Annotated in this window: 8 protein-coding genes; 6 read left to right on the top strand and 2 right to left on the bottom strand. The window is 48.2% G+C overall.

The features are described 5' to 3' along the window. Positions 1–210 precede the first annotated feature (210 nt). Positions 211–447, bottom strand: a complete 237-nt coding sequence (locus OXN25_13155; protein MDE0425806.1) for a type II toxin-antitoxin system MqsA family antitoxin — start codon at positions 445–447, stop codon at positions 211–213. A 590-nt stretch (positions 448–1,037) separates the two neighbouring features. Between OXN25_13155 and OXN25_13150 the strand changes: the two genes are divergently transcribed. From OXN25_13150 to OXN25_13125, 6 genes are all read left to right on the top strand, one after another. Further along, positions 1,038–2,441 carry a lyase family protein gene (locus tag OXN25_13150; GenBank protein ID MDE0425805.1) on the top strand — a complete coding sequence of 468 codons (1,404 nt, stop codon included), beginning with the start codon at positions 1,038–1,040 and terminating at the stop codon, positions 2,439–2,441. 17 nt (positions 2,442–2,458) lie between these two features. Beyond that, entirely contained in the window at positions 2,459–3,793 is a 1,335-nt protein-coding gene (locus OXN25_13145) for a phosphodiester glycosidase family protein (protein ID MDE0425804.1), read from the top strand. 106 nt (positions 3,794–3,899) lie between these two features. Then, on the top strand, positions 3,900–4,820 hold the full coding sequence (locus tag OXN25_13140) for a DUF4159 domain-containing protein (protein ID MDE0425803.1): 921 nt from the start codon (positions 3,900–3,902) through the stop codon (positions 4,818–4,820). Between the two features lie 38 nt (positions 4,821–4,858). Continuing rightward, positions 4,859–6,784: an ABC transporter substrate-binding protein gene (locus tag OXN25_13135; protein ID MDE0425802.1), complete on the top strand. Its 1,926-nt coding sequence runs from the start codon at positions 4,859–4,861 to the stop codon at positions 6,782–6,784. Positions 6,785–6,901: 117 nt separating this feature from the next. After that, positions 6,902–7,831, top strand: coding sequence for a VWA domain-containing protein (locus OXN25_13130; protein MDE0425801.1), 930 nt, complete (start codon positions 6,902–6,904; stop codon positions 7,829–7,831). 5 nt (positions 7,832–7,836) lie between these two features. Next, entirely contained in the window at positions 7,837–9,432 is a 1,596-nt protein-coding gene (locus tag OXN25_13125; protein ID MDE0425800.1) for an OmpA family protein, read from the top strand. A 34-nt stretch (positions 9,433–9,466) separates the two neighbouring features. Here OXN25_13125 and OXN25_13120 read toward each other — a convergent pair whose 3' ends face one another. Next, positions 9,467–10,753, bottom strand: a complete 1,287-nt coding sequence (locus OXN25_13120; protein ID MDE0425799.1) for an RNA-guided endonuclease TnpB family protein — start codon at positions 10,751–10,753, stop codon at positions 9,467–9,469. Positions 10,754–11,190 lie beyond the last annotated feature (437 nt).

The raw sequence follows: 11,190 nt of genomic DNA, 5'->3' as shown, positions 1-11,190 counted from the left end.
TTGGCAGCGGATTGTTAATAGGGGTTAGCGGTCGGGTGTTGGTGGCCAGGAGGGGCTTGGAAGTGTGGAAGGATGGAAGGGACGGTGGAAATTTGTTGAGATCAGGATTGGGAACAGTGATACACAAACTAAAAGTTTATGCTACAAAGAAAGCGATTATTTGCCACAAGGATCCTCTCGGAATACTCATCCAGAGTTAACGTTAACACGCTAAGGACTCATAACTATGACTGGAACAGATATCCTTTCTGGTGCAGTATCGCTGTTCTGCGCCAAGGTATCAAGTTGGTCGAGTGTAGCTGCGTCGTAATACCGTTGCCCACACTCTTGGCAGACACCTACTGGTACATCCTTGATAATTACCAATTTGCCTTCGTAGGAGTGATTAACGGTAACCTTTTTCGGGCGGATGTCGCCACTACAATATTCACATTCAAAAGCATTCATTGTTGCATCTCCTCTGTAGCATAAACTGTTATAATTCGCAATACCTTTGAATCTAGTGTTCTGTCAACTTTCAAATGATGGGAAACCCCAGTTCGTAGTAGTGCGATTTATCGCACGTCAGAAACGGGCAATGAATTGCCCTACTACGAACGACCTGTCAGTTTAGATGTGACAGACTACTAGAATGCGACAGATCACATTGATTTCCCTTCCATCACGAGCAGGCCCTGTAAGTCTATATCGGGGACCTCTCCGATCGCGAGTGAACCTCTGGGCTATTTGACCTCTCCGAATTGCCTGCTTCACGTCGGATGTTGATAGCATGTCCTTTCGCATTTCATCTAACGCATGTTGGGTTACTTGATAGGAGTTCTGAATAATTTTCTGTTGAATTGATTGGAGAACTCGACTTCTTCTCACCCCTGCTGCCTTTCCGTACACCTGCCAGTTATAAATAGCGTGTCTGTACCCTATTTTGCATAACGCTTTCTCAAAGTATATCACAAACTCGGCGAAAAGTCAAGGATTCCACTTTACACACCCCTAAATTGCATGTATAATTAAAGTAAAAAAACGGAGTATGTATTTCTATGGAACTTTATGAAGCCGTCAGTCCACTGGATTTTAGATACTATGGCGGGGATCCGGATTTTATGAAACGGTTATTGCCCTACGTCTCTGAAGCAGGATACGTCACGTATCAGGCACAGGTGGAGGCGGCACTGGTACGGACCTTGGCAAACTATGGTGTCTGTTCGTCAGCGATCGCTGATGAGGTGGAAGCGGCGGTCGATCTTGTGACGGCGGAAGAGGTCTACGAGGAACAGTCCCGCATTCGGCACAATATTCGTTCGCTCGTTAATGTAATTCGGCGGAAAATTAGTCCCGACGCGCGCCCTTATGTCCATCTATTTGCGACTTCTGCGGACATCTTGGATACGGCGACCTCCTTGCGGTTCAAGGCATTAACAGAAAATGTGATTATTCCTGACCTTGTTGTGCTGGAACAGCAACTGATTGCGTTGGCGCGTGAACATGCGGAAACGGTGCAAATCGGTAGGACACACGGACAACACGCTGAACCGACAACGTTCGGTTATTCATTGGCACTTTATGTGAGTCGTCTGGGTACAAGGATTGAGAAGATTCACGAGGCGGGTCAAAATCTGCGTGGACAATTCTCAGGGGCGGTCGGTGCGTTTAACGGTCTCACGCTCATCCATGAACACCCGGAACGGATTGAGGCGGACTTCCTCGCACTGCTCGGTTTGAAACCCTCTGATACACACACGTCAACGCAGTGTGTGGAACCCGAGTTTATCTCTGACTTGGCATATCACGTCACGGCGGCGTACACGGTGCTTGCGAACTTTGCAGACGATATGCGACATCTCTATCGTACTGAAATCGCTGAGGTTGGCAGGAAATATAACCCGCAACTGGTAGGGTCATCGACGATGCCCCACAAGGTGAATCCGGAGACCTACGAGAATATCAAGAGTTTGTGGAAGGCGTTTGTGCCACGCATGCAGACGGTTTTCATGGATAGCATTTTGGAACATCAACGGGATCTGACGAATTCAGCATCAAGTCGCTTTTTGACAGAACTGTTTACAGCGTTTGATTACGCGATCTATCGGCTTCGGCGCGCCTTGGACGAGATGGATGTGAAGGCGGATAACATGCGGCGCAATCTCGCGCTGAGCGCGGAGGACACGATCGCCGAGCCTATCTATCTGTTGATGGCATATTACGGGTTTCCCGATGCATACGACCATACCCGGAAGTTAATCGGACAGGTGCATGAGACTGGTAAGAGCCTGACTGCACTGCTGTGGGAAGATGAGACGTTTCGCCCGTTCCTTGATCAGCTGACGGAGCTGCAGCGTGAGGCACTCCGGGATCCAACGAATTACATCGGTGCTTCGGTGCGGTTGACCCACGCGACGTGTGATGAATGGGAAGAACGGATTTCTGAGATGGTTGTTGGTTAATAGTTGTTGGTTAAACCATGTTTGATATTACTTATTTAGGACGACGGTGCTTTCGTTTTATCAGACGCTATCCACGCACGTTCACAATAATTGGCTTTCTGCTAATTTTTTGTATCGGTATTCGGGTCGGACAGACGGTTCGGTTCAACAGCGTAACGGATTATTTCCGCTCCTTTATGGATCGTGAACGGAATGATGTAACCAAATCGGTTGCACAAGGCATTAGCCACCGGCAGATATTGGACAAAGGCGTGCTGACGAACATCCTTTCGGTCTCACCGGATGCTGTTGAGATTCGTCCGTATCGAGCGTTGAGTGCGGGGATTGGCACGGAATCGCTGGTATCGCTTGCGCGGCGGCACAAGGCGTTGGCTGCTATAAATGGCGGTTTCTTTGAGATGGCGGGGACGTTTCGTGGCGAGTCTGTCGGTGCGTTGAAGATTGACGGTGAATGGGTGAGTGAACCGGAACAGGGTAGAGCGGCGATTGGACTCCGAACTGTTGATGGAAAAATCGAGTCATACATTGACCGGATTGCACTACGACAAGAATTGGCATTGTCGAGTGGTGAAACATTGCCAATTGATGGTATGAACCGGGGTCGTGGTAGAAACGAGTTGGTAATTTACCGTCCACACTTTCACACCGTGACGTTGACGACCCCCGATGGTGTGGAAGTTGTTGTGAAGGGTGGTGAAGTGACCGATGTTCGGGATAGAGAGGGGAGTTCGCGCATTCCTGCTGACGGCTATGTTCTATCTGCGAGTGGTAGGCGGAGCAGGGATCTATTGGCACATATCGCAGAAGGTGATGGGGTTCAGATTCGTGAGACCATCATCCCTGAACGCGTTGGAGACAGCAAGTTGTGGGCAAGTTTCACGCATATTATTGGTGGGGGTCCGTTGCTACTCCAAGACGGGATGGCATCCGTTACGAAAGCGTACGAGCGCGAAGGATTTGATCAGGCATTCCACAGTTTTTGGCATCCACGCACGGCGATCGGTAAAAAGGCAGATGGTACGCTGCTGTTTGTGACGATAACGGCGGCGGAGGCAGGTGTCCGACGTGGTGTTAAGTTACCACGGCTTGCGGAACTTTTTCTGGGATGGGGTGCGACGGACGCGCTTAATCTTGATGGCGGCAACTCATCAATGTTGGTGATTCGAGACAAAGTTGTAAGTGTCAAGCAGACGGATTCTGAGCGTGCGAGGCCAAGTGCCAGGCCGGCACCGCGAAGGGCGGGGGCAGAGAGAAACGCGAGAACTGCCCGTGGTAACCGTCGAATTCGCCCGATGCCGAGACAGCAGGGACGCGCGATTTCGGATGCTATCTTGATTTTTTCACGGTTTTAGGTTATAATAGCGTTAGAATAGAAAAATTGAGGTGAAAACCAAAACCTTGTCTTTAGACACGATGAACTGGGAGCGAAACAGATCGTAACAAGGGGAGAAACAAACTATGTTGCGTAAGAGCAGACCCCCCGAACTTAAGAAAAAATCGAATAACGAACATCAATTTATATCGGGAGTGGCATCGAAACAGGACACGCTGTCAAGACGTTCTTTTTTGAAGGGATCCGTCGGGCTTGCTGCTTCTGCGCTTGCGGCGGGTGGATTAATTCTGCCTGCGGACGCACAATGGGGTTTCCGAGAATATATTCCTTATGACGCGGCACGAGACGTTCATTACGGCACGCGATACGGCGTGATTGAACATCACTATCCTGAGATGAATCCGACGGGTGAGAAATTTACGTTTGTGCGACTTAAGTATCCGGGTGGCGATTGGTACACGAACATCGTTAACTATTACCGGTGGCAATCGGATTTGAAGTTTACGGAGATTCTCGCTGAGAATACGACAATCGATGTTGAGGTACGTGAGAATCCACAATATGTTGATATTGACGATGAAGGATTATTCGCCTATCCGTTCCTATACATGACTGGACACAGCGGGATTCGACTCTCTACGGAACAGGTTCGTAAATTACGGGATTACTTTGAACGCGGCGGTTTCCTCCACGTCGAAGATTGCGATGCACGCTGGAATAACTATCGCGGGGGTTTACGCCCGTATATCTATGAGATGGTTCGGCAGGTATATCCAGAAAAGAAGTTTGAACGTTTGGATATGAGCCATCCGATTTATCATACGCTCTATGAACATGATGAATACCTTGGTGGTGACAAACGCATTCCAGATATATCTGATTATGACGAGGCTATTATGGATGACGATCGCGTGGTTATCTATTTCTGTCCGAGCGATTTGAATTGTGCGTGGGAAGGTAGACCGTGTGAGCCGGGTGGCGAGGAACAACGGACGTGGGCATTTAAACAGGGAATAAACGTTGTTGCGTATGCGTTGACGCGGTAATTGTAAAATCTACCCTAAAGAAGAACGAGGGGAAAATTATGAAAAAGAATTTTAGGGCATTTCGCCAAGGCTTTTTTACTTTCCAGAACAGGTTTTTGGAAACTTGGAAGGTACGCCGAAAATGTCTGTTGCTTTGTCTTGTGACGTTACTTATTTTTCTTGCCCCATACGCGAAGGCGCAAGAACTGTTTTCAGATGCAGTCGGTCCTGTGAGAGTTCAAGAGGTAACGGTAGTGACCCCGTTGGTAGTGCCATACATCACATGGGGTGGGGAAGCAGCACTCTTCCACGCCAATGGTGGACTAACGACGCGTCCGGGTACGATTATGGCGGAACTCGGAATGAATATCAAATTGGTTCCGGGCGACAATTTCCAGCAACAGGTCCGCGACTATCTTTCAGGCAAATCCCCGTTTCTGCGTGGCACGTTTAGGATGATAGTGCAGGCGAGTGAAGCCATAGGAAAAGATGCGCGCACAAAACCGGTCGTTTTTGGGCAGCTCACCTGGTCGGCGGGGGATCATTTCGTTGGACGCTCTAACATCCGGAAGATTTCTGACCTCAGGGGCAAAAAGATCGCTATCCAAAAGGGTGGTCCCCACGTAGGGATGCTCTATGATATGCTGAAAACTGCCCGGCTTTCAAAGTCAAATGTGACAATTGTTTGGGTAGACGAATTAACAGGTGCCAACGGACCGGCAGAACGCTTCCGCAACGACGCAACTATTGCAGGTTGTTTTGTGATAACGCCTGATATGATTGGATTAACAGGTGGATCTGAGAACACTGGCACAGGTGCTGAAGGCACGGTTAAAGGGGCAAGCGTCGTCGTGAGCACTGCGACACTTTCTCGTTCGATTGCGGATGTCTATGCGTGCCGCAAGGATTTCTACGACGCTTATAAACCGTTTGTTGAACGTTTCTTCGCTGGTTATCTGAAGGGTGCCGAAGAGGTTGTCGCTCTGAAAAAAACATACGAAACGAGTGGTTCCGAAAAATACACGCAGCTCCTGACGATGATGCAAAACATCTACGGGAAGGAAGTATTGCCCACCCTTGAAGAAGATGCCCACGGCTTAATAGCAGATTGTACGTTCGTTGGGCAACCCGGAAATATTGCTTTCTTCAACGATCCGAGCAACACCATTACCGGTTTTGAAGGCTTTAATAAAGCTGGATTGGATATGGCGGTGAATTGGGGATTTGCGAGACAGAGATACGCGCTAATTCCGTCGGATCTGGATTTTAACGCCTCAACTTTTAAGAATCTGCTCACGACTACCGTGACAGCACCTTCGCAATTGAAACAGACCCGTTTCAAAAAGGAGACAGTGCGCGCTGAAATTGAATCGTTTAATGAAGACGCAGTGCTTGACGAGAAGACGCTCATCTCGTTTACGATTCAATTTAAGGCGAACCAAGATACGTTTAGTGATACTGAATATCGGGAAGAGTTTGACCGAGTTGTTGAATTAGCTTCAAGATATGGGAATGCAGCCATCGCGATCAAAGGACACAGCGATCCGTCTCGAACACTAAGCGTATTGGTTAAAACGGGGCTTCAAACAGGTGTTTTGAAGCGAACAGGGACGCGGGGCAACTACAAATACTTTATGAGTGGCAGGCCTTTTAGTTTGGAAGACACCGCCACTCTGATTCGATTGATTCAAGAAAAGAAGTTTGACGATGGTAGCAGCGTTGAGAGTCCTTATCAAGTGATGCGCGCTGCACTCAAACTTTCTGAACAGCGTGGTCAAGCCGTGAAACAGGCAATTATCACCTATGCCCGTCGCAAAAACGCCCGTATCGATCCAGATCAGATTGTGCCGGTCGGTGTCGGGATTAAGGAGCCTGTTATTGCAAAGCCGACGAGTCCGACGGAAGCAGCAGAAAATCGGCGGGTTGAGTTCGCACTGATTAAAGTTTCAGCGGAAGCCGTTGCGGTCTCCGATTTTGATTTTTGACCAGGATTAATGTGATTTCAGTGATTACCAGGACTACGCGGATGAACTGGGAAAAGCAGCCCGGTAATCATGGTCAGATGACTGATAACCGATACCTTACTGAGATAAGAGTTTTTTATGAAATGCGTTATAACTGCCACGTTTGGTGTGCGATTTATTCTCTTATTAAGTCTGTTCATTTTGGGTCTCCAGATTTGTAGTGCGGATGATATTCATAAAGATAACATTGTTGTGATTCTTGATGCTTCGGGTTCCATGCAGGAGAAGTTTAGCGGCGATCAGACGAAATCGAAGATGGAAGCAGCAAAGGCAGCACTCCAAGAAGTCTTAGCGAAAGTTCCGAATGACACGTGGATCGGATTGCTGGTGTTTAGTGGTGCCAATATCCGAAATGAATGGGTGTACCCGTTGGGTGAGAAGGAAACTCAAAAACTGATAGCAGCCATCGACTTACCACAACCCGGGGGCGGCACCCCATTGGGGAAATATATTCGGATCGGGGCAAATCGTCTTCTTGAAGAACGGGCAAAACAGTACAACTATGGAAACTACCGTTTGTTAATTGTCACAGATGGTGAGGCATCGGACGCTGCCCAAGTCGAGCACTATACGCCTGAAATCCTCAATCGGCAGATTCGCGTTGATGTGATAGGCGTTGATATGAAAACCGATCACATGTTGGCACAGGTCGTGGATAGTTACCGCAGAGCAGATAATCCAGGTGAGCTGATGGCGGCAGTGTCGCAGATTCTTGCGGAAACAGGGGATACGGGTCCAGATGCTGACGGAGCAGATGCCTTTGAATATATTGCGCCCCTTTCACCGGAGATTGCTGCCGATTTGATTCAACAGCTCACAACCCCACCAAGCAACACGGCAATCGCTGTGAAGCCCATGGAGACAACAACACCGCAAACAACGACACCACCGAGAAAGGTGCCGACACCGCAGCAGTCTGATGCTGGAAATCGTGGGACCCTATGGTTCGTTATACTTCTGATTGTGTTTTCCGTTATCGGTTTCTTGGCTTTGAGAAATAGGAAATAGGAACTATGGACGCAGACAAGAAAAAACGCATAATCGTCATGGTGGCAAGTTGGCTTGTTATCATCGGCGTAATAGGGATAGCCTATAAGTTCCTCGTTGAACCGTGGATTCGGGGCAACCTTGTCAAAGAGACGAGTACCCAACGTTATGCCCATAACATCAAGGTATCACACGACTCGTTTCCTGGGTATGCGGTACTCCGTTCTCCTGCTGTTCAGAACCTGCTGAACCGTCAAGGGATTAAACTGACGTTCGTTGACGATAAAGCCGATTATGTCGGGAGAGCACGGGCACTGAAAAGCGGTAAGGTTCAGATGGCGGTTTTCACTATTGATGCCTATCTCAAGACGGGTAGCGTTATCGGTGAGTTTCCGGGTTCGATTGTCCTCGTGATTGATGAATCTAAAGGTGCGGATGCAATTGTTGCCCATAAGCGGGGGGTTCCACAGATACCGAGTTTGAGTAATCCGCGGGCGCGTATTGTATTGACCCCGGATTCGCCGAGCGAAACGCTTGCCCGAATTATGATTAACAAGATGAGTCTGCCGAGTCTTCCGCCTTCGTGGGCGGTTGAAACAAACGGTGCTGAAGATGCGTATAAGAAGCTCAAGTCCGCTGATCCAGATGAGCCGTACGCCTACGTCCTCTGGGAGCCTTATGTGACCAAAGCCCTTGCTATTGAAGGTGTGCATCTGCTGTTAGACAGTTCAAAACTGAAGGGTTATATCGTTGATGTGTTAGTTGTTCAGCGCGAATTTTTGGATTCACAACGTGAACTGGTCACACACGTTGTCCAGGCGTATCTCCGAGCGAACTACGATTACAATAACCAACCTGACGGGTTAGCCTCCTTAATTCAAGCAGATGCGAAGCAGTATGGCGATCCACTTAACCGAAAGGAGACGGATAAATTAGTTAAGGGTATTGAATGGCGGAACACGGTTGAGAATTACGCACATTTCGGCGTGATACCGGCAACCGAAGCAAAGGGGACCGAGAGACTCGAAGCGATTATCGCTAAGATTACGCAGGTGCTGGTGCAGACGAATTCGGTCGCTGCCGATCCAGTGTCAGGGAATTATGAGCAGCTCTTCTTTGAAGGTATTTTGCGGGCACTTCATCATGATAAATTTCATCCCGGTGTGTTGAATACAAGCGGTACAGATGAGTTAGACGGCATCTTTGTTGGATCAACACCGATGGAACAGGTTCGAGAAGCGGCATCCCTAAATCCACTTTCTGATGCGAACTGGAACGGGCTTGCGCCTGTTGCGGCGATGAAGGTAGAACCCATCCAATTCGGACGCGGGAATGCTCGGATTCTTCCGGGTAGTAAACGTGCGCTGAGAGAGCTCGCTGCAAATTTGAAATCGTTTCCACAGTACTATCTCAGGGTAGTCGGGCATACACGTCAGGAGGGAGATCCGGCAGCGAACCGGGTTCTTGCCTTACAACGTGCCGAGGCAGCCGCAGCATCTCTGAGAAGTTTTGGTATCGCCAACCATCGTATCCGTGCTATTGCGAGCAACCAGACCTCGTCCCAGATGCGTGGCGCAGCAGCACAAAGCGTTACGTTTGAGCTTCTCGGAAAACCGTATTAGGGTTATAAGTTGTCGGTTAATAGTTATAAGTCAACTACCCCTCGCTAAAGCAAGGGGCTTGTGTCAAACCATCAAACAGCGATAACTGGTTGGGGGTCTTAAACCCGAATGCTTTAGTGGCGGTGTTTCTCGCTTCATAGAGGGTGGTAACCCACCGCTCTCCACGAAGGGCAGCAGCTGCCCTGAAAAGTATGTTTAATGCCGCGTTGTGGTCTCGGTCAAGAGACGAGCCACAATAACCACAATCAAAAGTGCGTATTGCCAGCGAAAGTTTCTTTGGCGATTTCTGACCACAACACGAGCAAGTTTGCGAAGTATCTTTGGGGTTCACTTGGTGGAAGTGGAAACCGTCTCTTTCGGCTATGTTTCCACACCACTCAAAGAATATGCCCCAAGATGCATCAGAGATACTCTTGCTGAGGTGTTTGTTCTTTACCATGTTTGCGATTCTCAAATCTTCTGAAATGAGAACGTTGTTTTTCTGATGATGAAACAGTTTGTAGATAAGTTTCCCAATGAAATCTTTTCGCTTGTTTGCGGTGCGTTCATGATGCAATGCAATCGCATGAACGGCTTTGTACCAACGCTGACTACCTTTCTTGCGACGTGCCATCGTCTGAGAATGCTTATGGAGCAAGCCTTCTGCTTTGCGATACCATCTTGGATTGCCCTCTTTTTCACCGTCAGAAGTCGTCAGATAGTCGGTCGTTCCCATATCAACGGCAATCGCAGCCGTCGGTTCAACTTTCGGGATATCCGGGAGTTCACAAGAGATATGGGCATACCAGCCACTTGCTTTCTTGACAAGTGTAACTTCTTTTGGGTCCCCGACAAAAGGGCGGTGCATTCGTATCTTGACTTCACCGAGTTTCGGGACTTTCAACCTGTCAAGGCGCGTGCCTGTTTCGCGTATCGGATTTTGGCGGACGCGTTCATAAGTGCCTGTCGCTTTATCCTTGACCTTGTGCTTTCGCAAACACCACGTCACAGAACGGACACGCATCTTGAAACGAGGATACCCCTTTTTTGCTACATCCGCTTTACATCGCTTACGGAATGCATCAAAAGCTTTCTCAACACGTTTGAGGGCAGAAACTTGGAAATCTTGAGGCACGGAGCGGAAATCGTCATATTTCTCACGGGCAATCTTCAAAAGTTGTTCCTGGTCATATCGCGAAACAAAACGCCCCTCTGTCTCATGTGCGTGCTTGCGATTGTTGCGCGCCGAGTTCTGAAGTTCACACAAGTGGTCAAACCACGCTAACAATGTTTGTTCCTGTGTTTTCGTAGGATACACAGGATATTTGAAAGTCAATCTCATGGTATATCAGGTATCAGGCGTTTATCCCCTGAACAGTGGGAGGCAAGCACATTGTCAAGCGACAATGCTGTTCATGCTTGCCAACCTGATATTGATATTAAACCACAATTTACTAAAAATGTCAAGTGTTTTTTTTCAAAAAAAAAACGCTATGGCCTAATTCACGAGGGCGGATTTTCCTCCCCCCACTAAAGTAGGGGGCTTCCAATCCGTTTAATCTGGTGAGAGGTTTCTTTGTAACAATCCGGCTACGTCTGGAGTACTCTAATGCGCAGTGAATTATTACCAAAACCCTCTTAACTTATAACTAACAACCAACGAATAATCCATAACCAATAACCAACAACCAGTGATTAATCGGAAATTGTTTCGGAAGAAATTCCTACGTAGTGTTTACATTTTGTTAGCAGTGATCAATATAGCTGCGAAATAAACGA

It is taken from the genome of Candidatus Poribacteria bacterium (assembly GCA_028820845.1).
In the GTDB taxonomy this organism is placed as follows: domain Bacteria; phylum Poribacteria; class WGA-4E; order WGA-4E; family WGA-3G; genus WGA-3G.
The sequence above is the reverse complement of the archived record's forward strand: the minus strand, read 5'-3'. Positions and strand labels throughout refer to the sequence as shown.

Excerpts from the sequence above, each read along its gene's own strand:
- OXN25_13120 (MDE0425799.1), bottom strand. The coding sequence starts at position 10,753 with ATGAGATTGACTTTCAAATATCCTGTGTATCCTACGAAAACACAGGAA.
- OXN25_13130 (MDE0425801.1), top strand. The coding sequence starts at position 6,902 with ATGAAATGCGTTATAACTGCCACGTTTGGTGTGCGATTTATTCTCTTA.
- OXN25_13135 (MDE0425802.1), top strand. The coding sequence starts at position 4,859 with ATGAAAAAGAATTTTAGGGCATTTCGCCAAGGCTTTTTTACTTTCCAG.
- OXN25_13125 (MDE0425800.1), top strand. The coding sequence starts at position 7,837 with ATGGACGCAGACAAGAAAAAACGCATAATCGTCATGGTGGCAAGTTGG.
- OXN25_13155 (MDE0425806.1), bottom strand. The coding sequence starts at position 447 with ATGAATGCTTTTGAATGTGAATATTGTAGTGGCGACATCCGCCCGAAA.
- OXN25_13140 (MDE0425803.1), top strand. The coding sequence starts at position 3,900 with ATGTTGCGTAAGAGCAGACCCCCCGAACTTAAGAAAAAATCGAATAAC.
- OXN25_13145 (MDE0425804.1), top strand. The coding sequence starts at position 2,459 with ATGTTTGATATTACTTATTTAGGACGACGGTGCTTTCGTTTTATCAGA.
- OXN25_13150 (MDE0425805.1), top strand. The coding sequence starts at position 1,038 with ATGGAACTTTATGAAGCCGTCAGTCCACTGGATTTTAGATACTATGGC.